Origin of the sequence: Pueribacillus theae, from assembly GCF_003097615.1 — a bacterium.
Lineage (GTDB): Bacteria > Bacillota > Bacilli > Bacillales > UBA6769 > Pueribacillus > Pueribacillus theae.
In genome coordinates this window covers 28565-49534 of the sequence record NZ_QCZG01000007.1, presented here as the reverse complement: position 1 = coordinate 49534, position 20970 = coordinate 28565, and the positions used below count along the sequence as shown (strand labels likewise).

The 20970-nt window shown below is 42.5% G+C and carries 23 protein-coding genes and 1 tRNA gene; 15 read left to right on the top strand and 9 right to left on the bottom strand.

The window, feature by feature from the left end:
- The first annotated feature begins 89 nt into the window (after window positions 1-89).
- The 15 genes from DCC39_RS05080 (at window position 90) to motB (ending at window position 13947) form a co-directional block, all read left to right on the top strand.
- Complete coding sequence (locus tag DCC39_RS05080) at window positions 90-1274, top strand: ATP phosphoribosyltransferase regulatory subunit (RefSeq protein ID WP_116553856.1); 1185 nt, start codon at window positions 90-92, stop codon at window positions 1272-1274.
- Window positions 1271-1912, top strand: a complete 642-nt coding sequence (hisG, locus tag DCC39_RS05075; RefSeq protein ID WP_116553802.1) for an ATP phosphoribosyltransferase — start codon at window positions 1271-1273, stop codon at window positions 1910-1912. The genes DCC39_RS05080 and hisG overlap by 4 nt, the downstream gene beginning before the upstream one ends.
- Complete coding sequence (gene hisD, locus DCC39_RS05070) at window positions 1909-3186, top strand: histidinol dehydrogenase (RefSeq protein WP_116553801.1); 1278 nt, start codon at window positions 1909-1911, stop codon at window positions 3184-3186. The genes hisG and hisD overlap by 4 nt, the downstream gene beginning before the upstream one ends.
- Complete coding sequence (gene hisB / locus DCC39_RS05065; RefSeq protein ID WP_116553800.1) at window positions 3183-3770, top strand: imidazoleglycerol-phosphate dehydratase HisB; 588 nt, start codon at window positions 3183-3185, stop codon at window positions 3768-3770. Before hisD ends, hisB begins: the two co-directional genes overlap by 4 nt.
- Window positions 3771-3795: 25 nt before the next feature.
- Complete coding sequence (hisA, locus tag DCC39_RS05060) at window positions 3796-4527, top strand: 1-(5-phosphoribosyl)-5-[(5-phosphoribosylamino)methylideneamino]imidazole-4-carboxamide isomerase (RefSeq protein ID WP_116553799.1); 732 nt, start codon at window positions 3796-3798, stop codon at window positions 4525-4527.
- The gene (gene hisF / locus DCC39_RS05055; protein WP_116553798.1) at window positions 4527-5285 is read left to right on the top strand and encodes an imidazole glycerol phosphate synthase subunit HisF; all 759 of its coding nucleotides are present in this window, start codon (window positions 4527-4529) and stop codon (window positions 5283-5285) included. The genes hisA and hisF overlap by 1 nt, the downstream gene beginning before the upstream one ends.
- A complete protein-coding gene (gene hisIE, locus DCC39_RS05050) occupies window positions 5282-5899 on the top strand; it encodes a bifunctional phosphoribosyl-AMP cyclohydrolase/phosphoribosyl-ATP diphosphatase HisIE (RefSeq protein WP_116553797.1) in 618 nt (205 codons plus the stop codon). The genes hisF and hisIE overlap by 4 nt, the downstream gene beginning before the upstream one ends.
- 232 nt (window positions 5900-6131) lie before the next feature.
- Window positions 6132-7721 carry a tetratricopeptide repeat protein gene (locus DCC39_RS05045; protein ID WP_116553796.1) on the top strand — a complete coding sequence of 530 codons (1590 nt, stop codon included), beginning with the start codon at window positions 6132-6134 and terminating at the stop codon, window positions 7719-7721.
- Window positions 7722-7892: 171 nt separating this feature from the next.
- On the top strand, window positions 7893-8849 hold the full coding sequence (trxB, locus tag DCC39_RS05040; RefSeq protein ID WP_116553795.1) for a thioredoxin-disulfide reductase: 957 nt from the start codon (window positions 7893-7895) through the stop codon (window positions 8847-8849).
- Between the two features lie 296 nt (window positions 8850-9145).
- Window positions 9146-10024 (top strand): RNase adapter RapZ, encoded by an 879-nt coding sequence (gene rapZ, locus DCC39_RS05035; protein WP_276309886.1) that lies wholly within the window; start codon window positions 9146-9148, stop codon window positions 10022-10024.
- A 5-nt stretch (window positions 10025-10029) separates the two neighbouring features.
- Window positions 10030-10986 carry a gluconeogenesis factor YvcK family protein gene (locus DCC39_RS05030; protein WP_116553793.1) on the top strand — a complete coding sequence of 319 codons (957 nt, stop codon included), beginning with the start codon at window positions 10030-10032 and terminating at the stop codon, window positions 10984-10986.
- A gap of 14 nt (window positions 10987-11000) precedes the next feature.
- Window positions 11001-11948, top strand: coding sequence for a DNA-binding protein WhiA (whiA, locus tag DCC39_RS05025; RefSeq protein WP_116553792.1), 948 nt, complete (start codon window positions 11001-11003; stop codon window positions 11946-11948).
- Window positions 11949-11983: 35 nt separating this feature from the next.
- Window positions 11984-12244 carry an HPr family phosphocarrier protein gene (locus DCC39_RS05020; RefSeq protein ID WP_116553791.1) on the top strand — a complete coding sequence of 87 codons (261 nt, stop codon included), beginning with the start codon at window positions 11984-11986 and terminating at the stop codon, window positions 12242-12244.
- Between the two features lie 139 nt (window positions 12245-12383).
- Entirely contained in the window at window positions 12384-13193 is an 810-nt protein-coding gene (gene motA, locus DCC39_RS05015; RefSeq protein ID WP_116553790.1) for a flagellar motor stator protein MotA, read from the top strand.
- A complete protein-coding gene (motB, locus tag DCC39_RS05010) occupies window positions 13165-13947 on the top strand; it encodes a flagellar motor protein MotB (protein ID WP_116553789.1) in 783 nt (260 codons plus the stop codon). The genes motA and motB overlap by 29 nt, the downstream gene beginning before the upstream one ends.
- Window positions 13948-14154: 207 nt before the next feature.
- On the opposite strand, the gene clpP is transcribed toward motB, so the two are convergent.
- The 9 genes from clpP to DCC39_RS04965 all read right to left on the bottom strand — a co-directional run bounded on the left by clpP (window position 14155) and on the right by DCC39_RS04965 (window position 20901).
- Window positions 14155-14772 carry an ATP-dependent Clp endopeptidase proteolytic subunit ClpP gene (gene clpP / locus DCC39_RS05005; RefSeq protein ID WP_276309885.1) on the bottom strand — a complete coding sequence of 206 codons (618 nt, stop codon included), beginning with the start codon at window positions 14770-14772 and terminating at the stop codon, window positions 14155-14157.
- Between the two features lie 187 nt (window positions 14773-14959).
- Window positions 14960-15035, bottom strand: a tRNA-Arg gene (locus tag DCC39_RS05000).
- A gap of 71 nt (window positions 15036-15106) precedes the next feature.
- On the bottom strand, window positions 15107-15472 hold the full coding sequence (locus DCC39_RS04995; protein ID WP_116553787.1) for a Na+/H+ antiporter subunit G: 366 nt from the start codon (window positions 15470-15472) through the stop codon (window positions 15107-15109).
- A complete protein-coding gene (locus DCC39_RS04990) occupies window positions 15450-15734 on the bottom strand; it encodes a Na(+)/H(+) antiporter subunit F1 (protein ID WP_116553786.1) in 285 nt (94 codons plus the stop codon). The genes DCC39_RS04995 and DCC39_RS04990 overlap by 23 nt, the downstream gene beginning before the upstream one ends.
- Window positions 15734-16216 carry a Na+/H+ antiporter subunit E gene (locus DCC39_RS04985; RefSeq protein WP_116553785.1) on the bottom strand — a complete coding sequence of 161 codons (483 nt, stop codon included), beginning with the start codon at window positions 16214-16216 and terminating at the stop codon, window positions 15734-15736. Before DCC39_RS04985 ends, DCC39_RS04990 begins: the two co-directional genes overlap by 1 nt.
- Before the next feature lie 45 nt (window positions 16217-16261).
- A complete protein-coding gene (locus DCC39_RS04980; RefSeq protein WP_116553784.1) occupies window positions 16262-17746 on the bottom strand; it encodes a Na+/H+ antiporter subunit D in 1485 nt (494 codons plus the stop codon).
- Window positions 17739-18077 (bottom strand): Na(+)/H(+) antiporter subunit C, encoded by a 339-nt coding sequence (locus DCC39_RS04975; RefSeq protein WP_116553783.1) that lies wholly within the window; start codon window positions 18075-18077, stop codon window positions 17739-17741. The genes DCC39_RS04980 and DCC39_RS04975 overlap by 8 nt, the downstream gene beginning before the upstream one ends.
- A 3-nt stretch (window positions 18078-18080) precedes the next feature.
- On the bottom strand, window positions 18081-18503 hold the full coding sequence (locus DCC39_RS04970) for a Na(+)/H(+) antiporter subunit B (RefSeq protein WP_116553782.1): 423 nt from the start codon (window positions 18501-18503) through the stop codon (window positions 18081-18083).
- Window positions 18490-20901 (bottom strand): Na+/H+ antiporter subunit A, encoded by a 2412-nt coding sequence (locus DCC39_RS04965; protein ID WP_116553781.1) that lies wholly within the window; start codon window positions 20899-20901, stop codon window positions 18490-18492. Before DCC39_RS04965 ends, DCC39_RS04970 begins: the two co-directional genes overlap by 14 nt.
- Window positions 20902-20970 lie beyond the last annotated feature (69 nt).

The following is a 20970-nucleotide window of genomic DNA, read 5'->3' as shown; positions in this document are numbered from 1 at the left end:
TTACAGTCGATTTCGATAGACTACAAGTATCATACTTTACTTTGGTAGCATATTAGCGAACTAAAGGATTACGGAGAGTGACCGGCATCATGTCAAAACCACTTGTTTTTGAAAAGCCGCTTGGCATGCATGATACATTGCCAGCATTATATGAAACAAAAAAAAGAATTCGAACAAAAATTGCATCATTCATTCAATCATGGGGATACCAGTTTATCGAAACGCCAACATTGGAATATTACGATACGGTTGGAGCAGCTTCTGCTATGCTTGAAAAGCAATTGTTTAAACTGCTCGATCAAGAAGGAAATCCGCTCGTATTGCGTCCGGATATGACGGCGCCCATTGCAAGGGTAGCGGGCTCAAGTTTAAAAAACGCCGCTTATCCTTTAAGGCTTGCGTATGACAGCCATCTTTTCCAAGCACAGCAGCGTGAAGGGGGAAGACCGGCTGAATATGAACAAATTGGAATTGAACTGATTGGGGACGGCACACGAAGCGCAGATGCTGAAGTGATCGCGCTTATGATTGCGGCTCTTAAAGAAGCCGGACTGGAAAATTTTAAAGTGGCCGTCGGACATGTTGGATTTATGAATAAACTGTTCCTTGATGTTGTGGGTACTCAGGAACGCGCTGAAGCGCTTCGGAAATTTTTAAACGAAAAAAATTACGTCGGATACCGTGAACACGTGAAACAGTTAAAACTGTCATCGATCGATGAACGCCGTCTGTTAGCTCTATTAGGCTTACGCGGGAGAAAGGAGACGGTCGATGAAGCAATGAACGTGATCGACAACTACGAAAGCGAAGCGGCTCTTAAAGAGCTTCAGTCGCTATGGTCCATTCTCGAAGCGTATGATGTTGCTTCTGATGTTACATTGGATTTAACGCTTGTCCGTCATATTAGCTATTACACAGGAATCGTGTTTGAAGCGTACGCAGAAGGGTTAGGCTCACCACTGGCGGGCGGAGGCAGATATGATGAATTGTTAGAAAAATTCAACCGTCCCGCACAGGCCACAGGGTTTGGAATTCGCCTTGATCATTTAATTGAAGCGCTTGACGGGGAAGAAGTTGAAGCGCCGATTTCGTGTTTGATTTTTACGAAAGAACACCAGGCTGAAGCAATTGCGAAAGCAAAAGAAATGCGGGAACGAGGAAAGCGCGTCGTGCTTCAAGACTTGTCAGGTGTAGCGGACATTGATGCATTAACAGCTAGATATGATGATATTAGCTTCTGCATCGGCAAGAAAGGGAAGGAGAACGGATCATGAAAGAACGGTTAACGATCGCGATGCCGAAAGGGCGAATTTTTATTGAAGCCGTTGAACTGCTTAAAAAAGCAGGGTACGATCTTCCGCCGGAATTTGATGAATCGCGAAAACTGATCTTGGATATCGAGCAGGCGGGATTAAGGTTTATCCTTGCAAAACCAGTCGACGTGCCTACCTATGTGGAACACGGCGTGGCAGACGTCGGAATCGCAGGGAAAGATGTTCTGCTTGAAGAAGAGCGGGAAGTATACGAAGTGCTGGATTTAAAAATTAGTGAATGCTATCTGGCTGTCGCAGGCCTTCCTGATGCGAAAAAACGCGGCGTTGCCTCGAAAGTTGCAACAAAATATCCGCATGTTGCTTCAAGCTATTTCAGGGAACAAGGCGAGCAAGTTGAAATTATTAAGCTGAACGGTTCCATTGAGCTTGCACCTCTCATTGGGCTCGCTGATCGCATCGTTGATATTGTTTCAACGGGACGTACATTAAAAGAAAATGGGCTTGTAGAGCTTGAACAGATCGTCCCAATTACTTCAAGATTAATTGTCAATCCCGCAAGCTACCGTTTAAAAGATCAAATGATCGACGAGCTGGTCAACAAATTGTCCGCCGTCATAGAAGGGGGAAAAGGGCAATGAGATTGATTTCTGGGAAAGAAGATTTAAAGAAAATCCGCCGAAGCATCGAACACGGAACAGATGAACAGCGCGAAATTGTCAGGACGATCTTGAAGCAAGTAAGAAAATTTGGCGATCAAGCATTATATGAGCTGACAGAAAAATTCGATCATGTCCTTTTATCAAAGCTGAAGGTAAGTGAAAAAGAAATCGAACAAGCTTATGAGCAGCTTGATCATAAGCTGATCGAAATCATAAAAGAAGCTGCTGAAAACATCCGCTTTTACCATGAACAGCAAAAGCGCCAATCTTGGTTCGTTACGAAAGAAGACGGCACGATTCTTGGCCAAAAAATAACTCCTCTTGACGCGGTTGGTGTGTACGTACCGGGAGGGACGGCAGCATACCCTTCTTCTGTTTTAATGGGTGTCATCCCGGCAAAGGTTGCAGGGGTTGAACGCATCGTATTAACTTCACCTCCACAAGAAGATGGGTCGCTTCCAGCCGGTGTACTTGTCGCCGCGAATGAGAGCGGTGTGAAAGAAATTTACAAAGTCGGCGGAGCCCAAGCCATCGGGGCACTTGCCTATGGAACGGAAACGATTGGCCGCGTCGACAAAATTGTCGGGCCGGGTAATATATTCGTTGCGCTTGCAAAGCGTGAAGTATTTGGGATCGTCGGAATCGATATGCTTGCAGGCCCGAGTGAAATTGTTGTCTTGGCAGATGAATCCGCAAATCCGGCATATATTGCTAGCGATCTTTTGTCACAAGCTGAGCATGATGCACGTTCATCCGCTGTCTTAGTGACAACTTCCAACAAGATCGCAGAAGAGACAATCAAAGAATTGCACAAGCAGCTAGCTTCATTGCCTAGAAAAGAAATCGCCGAAGCTTCAATTCGCGGCTATGGTGCGGCTTATGTTGCGAACGATATGGACGAAGCACTTGATATCGTCAACGAACTTGCTCCGGAACACTTGGAAGTCATGACAGAAGCACCTTTTGAGCTGTTGTCGAAAATCCGCCATGCAGGAGCCATTTTTCTCGGAGAAAACAGTTCAGAGCCTGTCGGAGATTATTTTGCGGGAACGAATCACGTCCTGCCGACAAACGGAACCGCCCGTTTTTCAAACCCGCTCAATGTGGATGATTTTATAAAAAAATCGAGCATCGTTTCCTATAGTAAAAACGCAATGGAAAGCAATGCAAAGAAAATTGCCGCTTTTGCAAGGATGGAAGGGCTAGACGCTCACGCGATTGCAGTTGAAGCAAGACTGGGGGAGAAAAAATGAGCCGTGAAGCACATGTGGAAAGAAGCACGAAAGAGACACAAATTTCATTGACATTACACTTGGATGGCGACGGAAGCGGCCAGTTAAAAACGCCTGTTCCATTTATGACCCATATGCTCGATGCGTTTCGCAAGCATGGAAGATTTGATTTAACCGTTGATGCGAATGGCGATATAGAAATTGACGATCACCATACAACGGAAGATTTGGGCATTTGCCTTGGTAAAGCATTCAACGAGGCACTCGGTGATAAATACGGCATTAAAAGATTCGGAAATGCCTTTGTTCCAATGGATGATGCTCTTGCACAAGTCGTTGTTGATCTGAGCGACAGGCCGCACGTTGAATTTCGCGGCAGCTTCCCGATGCAAAAGGTCGGCACGTTTGATACGGAGCTCGTCCATGAGTTTCTTTGGAAGCTCGCACTTGAAGCACGCATGAATTTGCACGTGATCGTTCATTATGGGACGAACACGCACCATATAATTGAAGCAGTATTTAAAGCGCTCGGTAGGGCACTTGACGAGGCTTCAACAATTGATCCTGGAATAAAGGGCATCCCATCAACAAAAGGGTCGCTCTAAATCAAAGTAACTGAGGTGAAAAGGCTTGGGTTTTACAATTTATCCAGCAATCGATATTCGCGGAGGGAAATGTGTCCGCTTGTTTCAGGGAGATTATAATCAGGAAACGGTTTACGGGGATTCACCGTACGATATGGCGCATCACTTCAAAGAACAAGGAGCGAAATGGATTCACCTCGTTGATCTTGACGGCGCAAAAATGAGAGAAAGAGTAAATCACGAGCATGTTGTCCAAATTGCAAAAGGGCTTGACGCAAAAGTTCAAATTGGCGGCGGCATCCGAACGGAAGAAGATGTAAACTACTATTTGGAAAATGGCGTAGAACGGGTGATTTTAGGAAGCAGTGCGATTCAAAAACCGGACTTTGTAAAAAAAATGCTTAAGGAATATGGCAAGCATATCGCCATTGGCATTGATGCGCGGGACGGTTATGTCGCGGTTGACGGATGGCTTGAAACATCAACAATAAAAGCAACTGACCTTGGAAGGGAATTGGCAGAACACGGGGCTGAAACGTTTATTTTTACCGATATTTCAAAAGACGGTACATTGGAAGGCCCAAACGTTTCAGCAATCGTGTCAATGGCGGAAGCAACGGGGAAACAAGTCATTGCATCAGGCGGCATCAGCGAGCTTAGCGATTTCGATGAATTGCTTGAAGAAAGCAGGAAAGGAATCGAGGGAGCGATTGTCGGGAAAGCTCTTTACACAAAACGATTCACATTAATAGAAGCTCTTAAAAAGGTGGAGATCTAATGGCAGAAAAAAAAATTATCCCTTGTCTTGATATGAAAGATGGCCGTGTCGTAAAAGGTGTCCAATTCGTCAATTTGCGTGATGCGGGAGATCCAGTGGAGCTTGCAGCATTTTATGAAGAACAAGGAGCGGACGAGCTCGTTTTTCTTGATATTGCGGCAACGAACGAAGGCAGGGAAACAATGCTCGATGTTGTCCGCAAGGTAGCTGAGCAAATTACGATTCCGTTTACGGTTGGAGGCGGTATCCGTACCGTTGAACAAATGAAAGCAGTGATTGATGCCGGTGCGGATAAAGTATCAATTGGTACGGCAGCTTATGACAATCCTCATCTTTTTAAAGAAGGCGCCGAAGCTCTTGGCCCAGATCGCATTGTTGCAGCGATCGATGCGAAATTTGTAGACGAAGCCGGCACATGGCGAGTCGTCATTCACGGCGGGAACACTGTAACAGATAAAGACGTCGTTGAATGGGCGAAGGAAGCCGCTGAACTTGGAGCTGGCGAGATTTTGCTTACGAGTATGGATCGGGATGGAGAGAAGAGCGGATACGATCTTGAAATGACGAAAGCGGTCGTTGATGCGGTCGATGTTCCTGTTATTGCATCAGGCGGCGCAGGGACAATTGACGACTTTTACGCTGCGTTCACGAAAGCAAATGCCGCAGGTGCGCTTGCTGCTTCTGTATTTCACTTTAAAGAGACGTCAGTAAAAGAAGTAAAGGCTGAATTAAAGCGGAGAGGGATCGATTTGAAATGATTGACGTACAGTTTAACGATCAAGGCCTCATTCCTGCGATTGTCCAGGATGCTGCCAGCAAAGAAGTGCTTATGCTCGCTTATATGAATAAAGAATCGCTTGAGAAATCGATTGAAACGAAACAAACATGGTTTTATAGCCGTTCAAGGCAAGAATTATGGCATAAAGGCGAAACATCAGGCCATACACAAAATATTGTCGATATCCGGTACGATTGCGATCAAGATACGCTCGTTGTACTCGTTAATCCTAATGGCCCTGCTTGCCATAAAGGAGACTATTCTTGTTTCGGCCATTCCCTTCTTGAGAAAGAAGTGGACGGAAAAGCAGATCGTTTTGGCATTTTTAATGAATTGGAAAAAGTTATCGCAAAAAGGGAAGCAGAAATGCCCGAAGGGGCCTATACGACCTATCTTTTTGAAAAAGGCGTAGATAAAATTTTGAAAAAAGTGGGCGAAGAAGCCTCCGAAGTCATTATCGCAGCAAAAAACCGGGATCCAGATGAACTGAAATGGGAAGTTGCCGATCTTTTCTATCACGTGTTTGTCTTGCTTAGGGAACAGAAACTGCCTCTTGATGATGTCTTGTCCGTTTTGGAAGAGCGACATCGATAAGAAAGTATAAATTTGCTTTTTCATAAATTTAGACCAATCTGGCTTCCGGCCTCCGACCTCTGAACAAGGACGTCAGCGTCTTTGTTCGAAGTTAGAGGGAGGTTGGATTTTAATGAAATTGGCGAACTGCCGATTTACTTATTTTTTTCAAAAATTGGCTTTCCCTATTCCCATTTAGATTTGTTATACTTTATAGGAATCACATTCTTTGTTGTTGGAGGCCTCTTAAGGCATGAATAAAGAGAGAAAAGAGCGCGCCCAAATCATTCCCTTTACTCAAAACGGGGAATACTTTTTTCAGCGCGCATTATCTTATTACCATCAAAATCATTTATTTAAAGCAAAAAAATATTTACTGAGAGCAGTAAAGCTTGATGACAAGGAACCCGTTTATATCGGCCAATTGGCTGCCGTATTGTCCGAGCTTGGCGAATATACGGAATCGAACAAGTGGCTCTACTATTTGCTTAGTGAAGTCGATCCGTCAGCGGCAGAATGCTATTTCTTCTTGGCAAATAACTATGTGCATCTCGGGCTTTTCGAAAAGGCGGAAGATGAAGCGCTCTATTATTTGGAGCTTGAACCGCATGGCGAATTTGCTCAAGATGCTGAGGAATTATTAGCCTTTATTGGTTCAGAAGCCCTTCATGAACTTGGGGAAAATGTCATTATAAGAAAACATTCACAAGCGAAAGAAAAAATGGAAGCAGGCGAATTTCAGCATGCCATTTCCCTTTTTCAGGAAATGATCAATGAACACCCGTCTTTTTGGGCTGCGTATAATAATTTAGCCCTTGCTTATTTTTATTCCGGAAAAAAAGAGAAGGCAGTGTCCACGCTAGAAGAAGTTTTAACGAAAAACCCCGGTAATTTGCACGCGCTCTGCAATTTGGCGTTGTTTTTGTATTTTATCGGCTTTCATAGACAAAGCGAGCAAATCAAACATAAGCTTAAAACGGTCTATCCGATCCACCATGATCAGCGCTACAAACTTGGAAGTACGTTTGCCCTGCTGCGTGAACATGAATATGCTTTTAAATGGCTATCTTCGGTTAGGCAGACAACACTAGTTGAAGAGATCCCTTTTTACCATTGGCTTGCCGTATCGGCCTTTATGACAGGGCGCGAGAAAACAGCGAAAACGTCTTGGGAGCATATTAAAAAAATTGATCCCGAAAGCGAAGTAGCACCGCATTATTTAGCTGAACTGAAGAAAGGCACACTCACTCCGGATGCGGTAGACTACCATTACAGGCTGCCGGAAAAGGACAAAACATATTTCAATTTTTTAACAGAAGGATTAAAAGACAACGAAAAGACTAAGCTTGTCCATTTATATATTTTAAGAAAAAACTTTCACAAGGAAGGTTATGAATCGCTGCAAAGCTTCTGTAAATCAGAGAAAGAACCGCTTTATTTAAAAGAACTTGCAAGTGGCGTGATGCTGAATCAAGTTCCAGGCAAGCCCGTCGTCATAAAACACGAAGGGTTGGAGATGATATATAAAGCGGATACTGAATTGCCGGCAACCATTACAACAGGGCTAAAAGTCATCGCAAAACTTCAAGAATCCCTAAAACCTGGTGAATTGAACGATGTGATCTACAGGTTGTGGGCAAACCTTTTTAAATATGCCTGCCTTCACAATATGCCTTTCGAAAACAGCGATGGCTGGTCAGCGGCGATTGAATACAGTTGGAAAAAACAAAAGGGCAGCAAGGTTGCACAAAAGGAAATTGCTTCGTTTTATAACATTTCAGTTGCGACTGTAAGCAAATATGCAAAAAAAATTAAACATTTCCTCCGCAAACAACAACTGTGAGCAGATTTATGGACGTACCGTTTTTTGTTTTATACGATTAGTTTAAGAATAAAGGGTTCAAAAAGCGGACAAAAAGAGCGGAAAAGCTCGAAAGCTTCAGTTGTCCGGTATGACTGATTCACATCGTGTGAACCTCCGGACTTTTTGAATACTTTGCTAGGAGTGAAAGGTATGAGCGAAGAACAAATATACGACGTAATCATTGCAGGTGCGGGGCCCGCAGGCTTAACTGCGGCTGTATATGCGTCACGGGCTAATTTGTCCACACTTATGATTGAAAGAGGAATACCGGGCGGCCAAATGGCGAATACGGAAGATGTAGAAAACTATCCCGGATTCGAAAGTATATTAGGGCCCGATCTATCGAATAAAATGTTCGAACATGCGAAAAAGTTCGGTGCAGAATATCAATACGGCGATATTAAAGAGATACGCGACGGTGAAGACTATAAAACAGTCATCACTGGAGATAAAGAATATAAGGCTAAAGCGGTTATTGTTTCAACTGGAGCCGAATACAAAAAACTTGGCGTTCCGGGCGAAGAAGAATTGGCAGGCCGTGGCGTATCCTATTGTGCCGTATGCGACGGGGCTTTCTTTAAAGGAAAAGAACTTGTAGTCGTCGGCGGGGGGGACTCAGCCGTTGAAGAAGGTGTGTATTTAACACGTTTTGCTTCAAAGGTAACAATTGTTCACCGGCGCGATAAATTGCGTGCGCAAAAAATTTTGCAGCAACGCGCGTTTGACAATGAAAAAGTGGAATTTATTTGGAATCATACAGTAAAAGAAATTATTGGCAAAGATGGAAAAGTCAGCAGTGTCATGCTCGTTAATACGCAGACAGGGGAAGAACAGGAATTCAAAACAGACGGTGTGTTTGTTTACATCGGAATGCTTCCCCTCAACGATTCTGTGAAGAATCTTGGCATTACAAATGAAGAAGGCTATGTGTTGACGGATGAACAGATGGAAACGAAAGTGCCTGGAATCTTCGCGGCGGGCGACATACGCGAGAAAATGCTTCGCCAAATTGTAACGGCTACAGGGGACGGCAGCATTGCGGCAGAAGCTGCCCAAAAGTATATTGAGGCATTGAAGGGAAAGGCAAGTGTGGAATCAACGTCTTAATTGACAATCAGTCTCCTTCGATTAAAGATAAAAAACCATGGGATAAAAGTCACCATGTCAAAAGATTTAAGCGAGTTATACTCTTTTAACTTTTCTGTAATGTTTATGACATAGTTTATAGCATATTTAAATGATATAATTAAATAGAATAATTGACCCCCTTTAATTTATATAGTTTTTTGGCACGGATGTATATCCGTGTCTTTTCTTTATGATGAATAAAATTATGCATTGTTGAGCAATTTTAGTATAATTTAATAGTAGAATGAATGAGTGTTATTAAAGGGTGTGGATACGTGGAGGAAAAGCAAGATATACACGTTGTCATTATTACAGGAATGAGTGGGGCGGGAAAATCAGTTGCCATGCGCAGCTTTGAAGACATGGGTTATTTTTGTGTCGATAATTTGCCTCCCGCACTTATGATGAAGTTCATTGAACTCGTTGAAGATTCCCGCGGCGAGATGAATAAAATTGCGTTAGTCATGGACTTAAGAGGGCGTGACTTTTTTGATTCGCTCGTTGATGCGATTGTTGAGCTAGGCAAATACAAACGAATTAATCCGCAAATTCTCTTTTTGGAAGCGAATGATACGACACTTGTCCGCCGCTATAAGGAAGCACGGCGCTCACATCCACTTGCCCCAAGCCAAGCCCCGCTTAACGGCATCAAAAAGGAACGCAGCATGCTTGAGGAATTGAAAGGGCATGCAAACCTTATTATAGACACTTCACAATTGAAGCCGCTTGAGCTGCGTGAAAAAATTACAAACTACTTTTTGGAGCAGACTGAACATAATTTTACGCTGAATGTCATGTCATTTGGATTCAAACATGGCATTCCGATCGATGCGGATTTAGTGTTTGATATACGGTTTCTGCCAAACCCGCACTACATAGACACGCTAAGGCCAAAAACTGGTTTAGAAGAAGACGTTTCGTCCTATGTGATGAGATGGCCTGAAACAAAAGAATTTGTCGATAAAATTATTGATTTGCTCGTTTTTCTCTTGCCTCATTACAAGCGAGAAGGAAAAAGCCAGCTTGTCGTCGGCATTGGCTGTACGGGAGGAAAACACCGTTCAGTTGCTCTCGCGGAATACATCGGGAAAGCGTTCGCTAAAGAATATCAAACGCGAATTACCCATCGTGACATAGAGAAAGGAATCGTATAAAAAAAATGAAAAAAGAAGAAAAGCGGAGAGTCGTCGTCTTGGGAGGGGGGACTGGTCTTTCTGTTTTGCTTAGGGGACTGAAACAATCACCGCTTGACATTACAGCAGTTGTGACGGTTGCTGATGATGGCGGAAGCTCCGGCCGGCTGCGTGATGAGCTTGACATTCCTCCTCCGGGAGACGTCAGAAATGTGCTCATCGCGCTTTCAGAAGCAGAACCTTTGCTTGCTGCGCTTATGCAGCACCGGTTTAAAAACGGCAACGGATTATCCGGCCATTCGCTTGGCAATTTAATTATTGCGGCAATGACGGACATTACAGGTGACTTTTTTAAAGCGATCACTGATTTTAGCCGTGTGTTGAATGTAAAAGGGAAAGTGCTTCCCGCAGCTAATCAAAGCATCGTCCTCCATGCAAAAATGACAGATGGAACAATCGTAACCGGGGAATCAAAAATCCCTTTGTCAAAAAAGAAGATCGAGCGTGTCTATTTGACACCTGACAAAATCACCCCCCTAAATGAAACATTGCAAGCCATTGATGAATCAGATCTTATCGTATTGGGGCCAGGCAGCTTGTTTACGAGTATTTTGCCGAATTTGCTTGTTCCAGGTATTGTAGAGGCGATTAAAAAATCAAAAGCAAAAAAGGTCTATATATGCAATGTCATGACACAAGTAGGCGAAACGGATGATTTTAAAGCAAGCGACCATGTACAAGCTTTGATCAACCATGTCGGTACAAAACTCGTTGATACAATCATCGTAAACAATGATAAAATACCAAAAGAGATTCAAGAATTATATGCGCTTGAAGGAGCAAAACCGGTTGAATGTGATGAAGAAAGACTGAAATCTTTCGGTTTTGATATAATAAGTGATAGAATCGCACATTATGAACAGCAATTAATTCGTCACGACACGAAGAAAGTGACCGAAATTTTGCTTTCATTGATCGATTGAGAGGGGGGAACGTTGTGTCATTTGCTTCAGAAACGAAAAAGGAATTGACGCAGCTCGACCCAAAAAATTGCTGTGCACAAGCTGAACTTGCCGCACTTATACGGATGAATGGTTCCCTATCGGTAAGCAATCGCCAGTTTATCCTTGACGTTTCAACAGAAAACGCTGCGATTGCGAGAAGAATCTATACGTTAATTAAAAGTACTTTCGGTTATCACGTGGAGCTGCTTGTTCGGAAAAAAATGCAATTAAAGAAAAATAATGTCTATATCGTAAGAGTGAAACAAAAACCGCGTGAATTGCTCGAAAAGCTGAATATCGTGGGAGATAGTTTCACAATGACAAGGCAAATTAACAAAAGCCTTATTCAAAAGGACTGCTGCAAGCGGGCATATTTACGTGGTGCTTTTCTTGCTGGGGGGTCGGTGAACCATCCTGAAGCGTCATATCATCTTGAGATTGCTTCGATGTATCAGGATCATACGCTCTCCTTATGTGAGTTGATTAATGAATTTCACTTAAATGCAAAAACACTTGAACGGAAAAAAGGCTATATCGTATATTTAAAGGAAGCTGAAAAAATTACAGATTTTCTAAATTTAATCGGCGCCCATCGTGCGTTGCTTTTTTTTGAGGACATACGAATTGTAAAAGATATGCGAAACTCGGTGAACAGGCTCGTAAATTGCGATACAGCAAATTTAAACAAAACGGTCGGAGCAGCCATTCGGCAAGTTGAAAACATTCGTTACATTGAGCAGGAAGTTGGGCTGGATATTTTGCCTGATAAATTGCGGGAAATTGCAGAACTGCGTATGAAACACCAAGATTTGACACTGAAAGAACTCGGAGAAGTCGTCCAGAGTAAAAAGATTAGTAAATCGGGCATCAACCACCGCCTCAGGAAAATTGACGAAATCGCAGACAAAATTCGCAGAGGTGAGAAAATAGATGTCAAGTGAATAGCAAAGAAAGGAATAGACAAGGAGGTTATAGCATGAAGGAAAAAACAGTCATCATCAAACTAAAATCAGGGTTGCAGGCAAGGCCTGCGGCGCTATTCGTACAGGAAGCAAACCGTTTTCACAGTGATATTTTTTTAACAAAGGATGGGAAAAAGGTAAACGCAAAAAGTATTATGGGCATTATGAGTTTAGCGCTTGGAACAGGTACGGAAGTTGTTTTAACAGTGGAAGGAAATGACGAGGAAGAGGCGCTTCATGCGCTGGAAACATTTATAACGAAAGAAACGCTTTAAATCAAACGGCGGCTCTGAATGGAGTTCGCCTTTTTTCTTTATCTTAAGGCTAAAGAAAGAGAAAAATGTACCGATAATAGAAGTGGATGGATCGTAAGGTTCCCTCAAGGAGAGATAATTGCACGTCAGGAGAGTTCATATGGATAAATCGTCTTTCATTGGAATTATTTTAGGTGTTTGCGCAGTTTTTATCGGCATGTATTTAAAAGGAGTAAGCCCAGCAGTTATTTTAAATCCTGCTGCGTTGATCATCATTTTTGTAGGTACAATTGCATCTGTAGCAATTGGCTTTCCGGCAAAAGAATTAAAGCGAATACCAAAGTTGTTTGGGATATTGTTTCGTGAACAGCAAGTCCCGCAAATGAAAGAACTCATTCCGCTTTTTGCAGAATGGGCAAGCCTTGCACGGAAAGAGGGCATTCTTTATTTAGAGGCGCATATTGAGGAAGTTGACGATCAATTTTTGAAAAATGGGATGAAGCTTGTCATTGATGGCCAATCCCCGGAATTTATACGTGATGTGATGAATGAACAGCTCGCTGCGTTGGAAGAAAGGCATGAAGTCGGTGCGCAAATCTTTTCCCAAGCCGGGACATATGCCCCGACACTTGGTGTCTTGGGTGCTGTCATCGGTTTGATTGCGGCACTTGGAAATATTGCAAACTTTGATATTCTCGGAGAAGCAATTGCCGCCGCTTTTGTAGCGACATTGTTAGGAATTTTTTCAGGGTATGTTCTTTGGCACCCCTTTGCCAATAAGTTAAGGCGAAAATCACGGGAAGAGGTTCGTGTACGTGAGATTATGATTGAAGGGATTTTGTCCATTCAAAACGGACAGTCACCGAGGGCGATTCAGGAAAAATTAGCAAGCTATCTTCCGCTGTCAGAAAGTGCAAGCTTGCTTAGAGAAGGGGTAACGAATGGCGAGAAACAGGAAGCGGCATCGTAAAGAATCTGAAGGAATGAATGAGTCGTGGCTACTTCCGTATTCAGATATGCTGACTCTGCTTTTGGCGCTATTTATCGTTTTATTTGCGATGAGCTCGCTCGATGCGATAAAGTTTAGAGATCTTGCACGTTCGCTGAACAGTGTCTTCAGTTCCGGTTCAGGCATTATGGAATTTCCTAGCCCCAATGAGCCGATTGTCGCTTTAAGCGACAATAGGACAACGGAAGACGAGAAGGCAGGACATGATGAACGATCGGAGACGGAATCGGTCGCTGAATTAAAAGATTTAATTGAGCTTCAAACAGAGATTGACGCTTATATCGAAGAAAAGAAGTTAACGAAATCACTGGAGACAAAGCTGTCAGGGGAAGGGCTTAAAATTACAATTTTAGATGACGCCCTGTTTGAATCCGGAAGTGCGGAAGTAAAAGAAGGGGCACACCGACTTGGAGTGGAGATTTCAAACTTCCTTGTATCTGATCCTCCAAGGCATGTGACGATTAGCGGACATACGGATAATGTTCCAATTCATAATGCCCAATATAGTTCAAATTGGCATTTGAGTGTGATGCGCTCCATCAATTTTATGGAAGTATTGCTTGAAAATAAAGGGCTCGATCCTGCCTATTTAAGCGCCAAAGGCTTTGGGGAGTATCAACCCATTGCTTCCAATGACAATCCGAAAGAACGCGCAAAAAACCGCAGGGTTGAAGTGTTGGTTGCGCCAAATTATGAGCTTCACATGGAAGAATAAAAAAACTCGCCGAAATGGCGAGTTTTTCAATTGTCTTGCGATATGCGTTCAACAAAGAATTTTAAACACAGTTGATTTAAGTTTGGCAAGGAAAGATACTTCGAGGTCTTCCGAGCGATTAAGAGTTAAACAATGTTGACCGCTCCAGTTTTCTCTTCGTTTAGATATCCAAACTCAAAAGACTGCTATTAAAACCTTTTGTTCCTTTTATTTAGGTTTTACTTCTTTTGTGTCATACAGCACTTCATCGATTAAGCCGTATTCTTTTGCTTCTTCGGCTGACAAGAACTTGTCGCGGTCTGTATCGCGCTCAATCACTTCAAGCGATTGGCCTGTTCTTTCCGCATAAATTTTATTTAATTTTTCCCGCATTTTAATGATGCGTTTTGCATGGATTTCAATATCGGCTGCCTGGCCTTGTGTTCCGCCGAGAGGCTGGTGAATCATAACTTCACTGTTTGGAAGCGCAAAACGCTTGCCTTTTGCGCCAGCCATTAACAAGAAGGAACCCATGGATGCCGCCATTCCGATGCAAATCGTCGATACATCTGGTTTAATGTGCTGCATCGTGTCGTAAATCGCCATCCCCGCTGTAATGGAACCGCCGGGGCTGTTAATATAAAGAGAAATGTCTTTGTCAGGATCTTCAGCAGCCAAAAAGAGCAATTGGGCAACGATGGAGTTAGAGACATTATCATCAATGGCGCTTCCAAGCATAATAATGCGGTCCTTCAATAGCCGTGAATAGATATCATAGGCACGTTCGCCGCGGCTTGTTTGTTCAATAACTGTAGGTATTAAATTCATTTTGTGTTCCTCCTTCATTTTTTACTAGCATTCTCATAATAATTAAGTATGTATTTTCATCATAACGAAAAGGTCAATATAGGTCAAATAAAAAGTTTCGCTAAAATATGTTTACGCATTCCATCTTTCCCGAAAAAAAGTGTTTTAAACCCAAAAAAAGCAGGTGAAGCGTTCACCTGCTTTTTTAGAGGAATGAATTTGTGTACGCGCTCGGCAGGATTCGAACCCGCGGCAGACGTGGTACCGGAAACCACCGCTCTATCCAACTGAGCTACGAGCGCAAATGCTGCATTCACCATTATACGAAAAAAACAATCTTTTTGCAATGACAATTCTAACCAACTTTGTTTAATCATTCGTCATTATTTTTATTTTCTAATGCACTTTTTAATTCGTCTTCAGATGTTGTTTCTGTTAACTTAACGTTTGACCGATAAGCCGCCCGCAAAATGAGATGGCCTGAGACGGGTGCAGTGATGAAAACAAAAATAATCCCGAGAAGAAGGCGAACACTTATGAGGGATTCATTTAGCCAAAAATAAAGGAATACCCCTGATAGCGTCAGAAGAACGGCTAGCGTTGAGCTTTTTGTTGCAGCGTGAGCTCGGGTATATACGTCAGGGAATCTGATAATACCAACCGCACTTAAAAAACTCATCATACTGCCAACTAAAATGATAAAGGCAGCAACAAATTCATCGATCGCGCTTATATTCAACGATGCTCCCCCTCTCGATAAATTTTGTGAAGGCAATCGTCCCGATCCAAGCCAAGATGCCCAAGATGAGGATGACATCAAGAAAAACTTTCGTTTGAAGCAAGATGGAAAAAACGGCTATCCCCGAAACAAGATTAACTGCTATCATATCCAATCCAACAGCCCGGTCTGGCATAGACGGTCCACGAATAATACGATAAAGCGCGATAGCAATCGATAAGGCAAATAAGGACAATGAAGTCGTCAGCATAATCGTGATCATTAGCGAGTCACCTCCATGATCGCCTTTTCAAATTTTTTTAAGGATCTCACTAGAAAATCTCGCGAGCTTTCTAAATCCATTGCATGAATGTAGAATACATTCCCTTCAGGGGTTACTTCCATAACGACCGATCCTGGTGTCAAGGTTAAGAGCAAGGCAAGTGTTGTCACTTCCCAATCACTTTTCAATTCTGTTTCATATGTGAAAATACCGGGCTTAAGGTTAAGCTTTGGACTTAAAATATGTTTAAGAACGAATACGCTTGATTGAAACAGCTCAGATATAAAAATGGCAATTAGTTTAAAAACCAAAAATAAGCGGCGAAGGTAAAATTGTTGGGGAAAAAATCTACGCATAAAAAATACAATGACAGTGCCGACAAGAAAGCCTACAAAGAAAGTTGAAAAACGAAGCTCATCTTCATCGATTAATAGCATCCAAAGAAATGCGATAAATAAGTTCAGTAAAAATTGGAATGACACGTAATTTTTCACCTCTTCCAGTCTAACGCAAAAAATCCAACATGTTTATTCATTTAATACCGCATCGATATAAAGGTCAGGGTTCATCAAAATGTTTGCCGCATCATGTATATACGGCGAGAGTGCTTCCGCACCAATACCGATTCCGAATGTAGCCGCAGAGAGTATAACACAAGGGATCATCCAGCTTTTTCTTAAAGGCACTTCATCTTCTTTGCTTAGAATCGTTTCACCCCAAAAGCAATTTATAAAGATGCGAAGAAGCGAATAGAGAACAAAAATACTGGATAAGAAAGCAAGGCCAAGCAGAATATACGATCCAGCTTCAACCGCGCCTTGTCCAACTAAAACTTTCCCTATGAAACCACTAAGTGGCGGGATGCCGGTAAGTGACAGAATGACAATGAAAAAAAGCCAACCTAACAACGGATAATTTCGGATGAGGCCGCTCATTCGTTCACTGTCGATCTTGGCAGTGCCTGTAAGAGAAATCATTGTTCCGGCAAGCAAGAACAGCAACGCCTTAACAATCATGTCGTGAATTAAATAATAGATCGCTCCTTCCATAGAAGCCGGCGTTGCTACCGCAAGTCCTACCAGGATAAAGCCAATAGCAATGACGACATTATATGAAACGATGTAGCGGATATCATTATAGGCGATTGCACCTATACTGCCGCCAATGAGCGTCAAGCCGGCCATCATGCCAATCAATGTATGCGTAATTGATGGCTCATGGTAAAAGAGCAGAGTAAAGATCCGGAAGAATGCATAAATACCGACTTTCGTTAAAAGCGCACCAAATAGAGCAGCCACCGCTGTTGGCGGTGCACTATAAGACCCTGGCAGCCAAAAATAAAGCAGCAGTCCGGCTTTCAAACTAAAAACAATTAAAAACAAAATGCTAATTGTGGTCAAAAGAGGGTTTTGTCCCGCTTCAGCAATTCGTTCAGACAAATGAGCTAAATTCAGCGTCCCAACCGCGCCGTATAAATACGCAACGGCAATAAGGAAAAACGAAGAAGATAGTACATTAATCACAACATATTTAATCGATTCCTTTAGTTGGATTTTTGTCCCTCCAAGAGAAATCAAGGCATAAGAAGCTAATAACATCACTTCAAAACAAACGAAAAGGTTGAAAAGATCGCCTGTTAAAAATGAACCGTTGACTCCAGCCAAGAGAAGGTGGACAAATGGATAAAAAAACATTTTTTCATGTGCTTTTCCAATTGAAAAAAAAGCATAAAAAAGACACACCATTGCTACAATGCTTGCCGTCAACACGAGTAAAACGGAGAACGAATCAGCAACAAATAAAATGCCATAAGGCGGCAGCCACCCGCCAAAATCGAGACGCAGGATTCCTTCTCTTTGAATAAGGTTTAAAATGTAGAGACTTATCCCAGCTGTTACGGATACACTTAATAAACTAAGCCATCGTTGTAATCGAAGATATGGCCGGAGGAACATAAGAATAATCCCTGTCAGAATCGGAATGGCCATTGGCAGTATAAGGATATTATTCATCATCTGATCCCCTTAGCACCTCAAGATTGTCCGTTTTTGTTGTCTGGTAAGTGCGGTAAGCGAGAACGAGAATAAACGCTGTTACAGCAAAGCTGATGACGATAGCAGTTAAAATAAGAGCTTGCGGGAGTGCATCAGTATATGTTTCCGTTTTTTCCCCTAAGATCGGGGCGCTTCCAATTTTCAATCCCCCCATTGTCAGCAAAAGCAGGTGAACCGCATGAGAAAGGATCGCTGTTCCCAATATGACTTGAATGATTTTTTTAGACAGAAGTAAATAAACCGCAACCGTTACTAAGACACCGGATAGGATGGTAATTAATGTTTCCATGGATTAATCATCCTCGCTAATACTTAAAATAATCGTTATGACAACACCAACAACCGCAAGAGCAACCCCTGCCTCAAAAAGGAGAACCGTAGACAGCTCTGTTCTTCCAAAGAAGGGGAGGTTTACATAAGCAATTGTCTGGCTTAAAAAGGGCACATTGAAAAGAAAAGAGCCAAGGCCAGTTCCCACGGCCAGCAGGGCTCCGAAAGCCGCAATCAGCTTGAAGTCAACTGGCAAGCCTTTATGGACAGTTTCAATGTCAAAGGCGAGATAAAGGAGCACAAGGGCAGAAGCAAGAACAAGGCCGCCGATGAACCCGCCTCCTGGTTTGTGGTGTCCTGACAGGAATAAATACACTCCCATTGTCAAAATGATGAAAACGACGACCCTTGAAACCGTTTGTAAAATAACATCATTGATCTTCAATATTCTGCCCCTCCTTTTCCCTTTTTAGCTTAATCAAGGTATATACGCTAATTCCGGCAATGACGAGTACAATCACTTCTAACATCGTATCAAACGCCCGGAAGTCGCCTAAAATGGCATTGACAATGTTTTTTCCGCCCGAAAGTTCGTATGCATTTTCAAAGTAATATGAAATGGTGTTAAACAGCTTGTTGCTTTGGACAGAAAGTGCCACGAGGGTGTAAACAACACCGACCAGAACAGCTACAACAGCGTTTGGAATTTTAAATTTCGGATTGGATGGCTCTTTTTTCCATTCCGGCAAATAATAAAAGCAAAGCAGGAACAGAGCGGTAGTGACAGACTCAACAACGAGTTGAGTGAGTGCAAGGTCTGGGGCACGGAATAAAACAAAGAACATAGCGATCGAATATCCTAACACACCATTCAATAAAATCGATGTTAAACGGGATTTTGCAAACGGGATGGCGATGCCGGCAGCCATCATAACAAAAACAAAGATCCGTTCATACACATTGATCGGAGCATTGTCAGATATGTCGAATGAAAATGCGCCAGTTACGAGAAATCCGCCTCCAAATGCCAGCAAAAAGAAAAGAAAAATATAAAGTAAATAGTCTCGAAGGAACCCTGTCATATAGAAATTCGTTATAGAGGAAGATTGTTTTTCAGCCTGCATAAGCATTCCGTTGTATAGAGAGTTGAACGATAGTTTTGCCGGGAATAGCGAATAGATTCCTTTCCAATACCGCAAAAATTTATACAAAAAGGCGCCGGCAGCGATGACTCCAATTGTCATCCATAATTCCGCATTAAAGCCGTGCCAAGCTGTAATTTTTGGGGTAAGCTCCTCTGATTCAGCAAATGTATGGAAAATACTTGCCATGGCTGGCTGAAGCAAATACTCTCCCAACATGTTCGGAAAGAAAAAAATTCCAATGATAAAAACTGCAAGAATTACTGGTGAGAGTAACAAACCAACAGGAGCTTCATGCGCCGGACGTTCAATTTTTTCTAATTGATAAGGCCCAAGGAACGTACGGAAAACGATAATCATACAATACACGAAGGTAAAAACACTCGCGATCCAGGCGATAATCGGAAAGAGTTTTGCCCAAGCCCCAACCGAGAAAATATCGAATTCGCTTGCGTTTAGTACCGCGGTGAAGAACATTTCTTTACTTAGAAAACCGTTGAATGGCGGGAGGCCGGCCATTGAAAAACTACCAATGACGGCAACTGAAAACGTGACTGGCATTAACGCCATCAAACCACCAAGCCTGCGGATGTCCCTTGTACCGAGTTCATGGTCGATGATGCCGACAACCATAAAAAGTGTTCCCTTAAACGTTGCATGGTTAACAAGATGAAAGAGCGCGGCAAACGTCGCTTGCGTATAAATGACTGACTCTGTGCTGTAGCCATAGTGAAGGGCTGCGGACCCAATTCCGAACAAACTCATAATAAGTCCAAGCTGGCTGACGGTTGAAAAGGCAAGGAGGGCTTTAAGATCCGGTTGGCGAATCGCAGTGAAAGAGCCCCAAAATAATGTCATGAGGCCGATGACGCTTACAATCCAAAACCAAGCTTGATCGCTGCCAAATATTGGTGTTAAACGGGCAACTAAGTAGATGCCGGCTTTTACCATTGTGGCCGAATGCAGGTAAGCACTGACGGGTGTCGGTGCTTCCATCGCGTCAGGGAGCCAAATATGGAATGGAAACTGCGCTGATTTTGTGAAGGCGCCAAAAAGCACTAAAATCATTGCCGGTATAAACAGTTGGTGATCCGTATATTGATTTATTGCCGATAGGATTTCTCTTATGCTAAACGTATTTGTCATAACATAAATCATGATGAAGCCGGTAAGCATCGCAACGCCGCCGCTCACCGTAATGAGCAGAGACTTTTGGGCGCCGTATCTTGATCCTTTTCTGTAATACCAAAAAGCAATTAACAGAAAAGAGGAAATGCTTGTTAATTCCCAAAACACATAAAGAACCATCAAATTATCGGAGAGAACAACGCCGAGCATCGCTCCCATGAATAAAAGCAAATAAATATAAAAATGCTGCAAAGATTCACTTGCAGATAAATAGAAGATGGAGTAAAGTATGACCATGCTCCCAATACCTGTAATAAGAAGGCTGAAAATCATACTTAACCCGTCTAAATAGGTCGTAAAGCTGATGCCATATGATGGAATCCATTCAAAGGTGTACAAATAATACTCGCCGCTTGCAACAGAAGGAATATAGCGGGCAAAGATAATAAACAATGTTGCCGAGACGATCAAAACAAACCAACCTATATGTAAGTTTGATTTTTTTTTATTTAAGAGAGGTATAAATAATGCAGCTAAAAAAGGGATAATAATTGCAATATGTAAAATAGACAAAACCAAACCTCCATTAAAGCTTGACGTTACTCATGACTAGCGGGATAATGGAAAATTAAAAGGGAATTT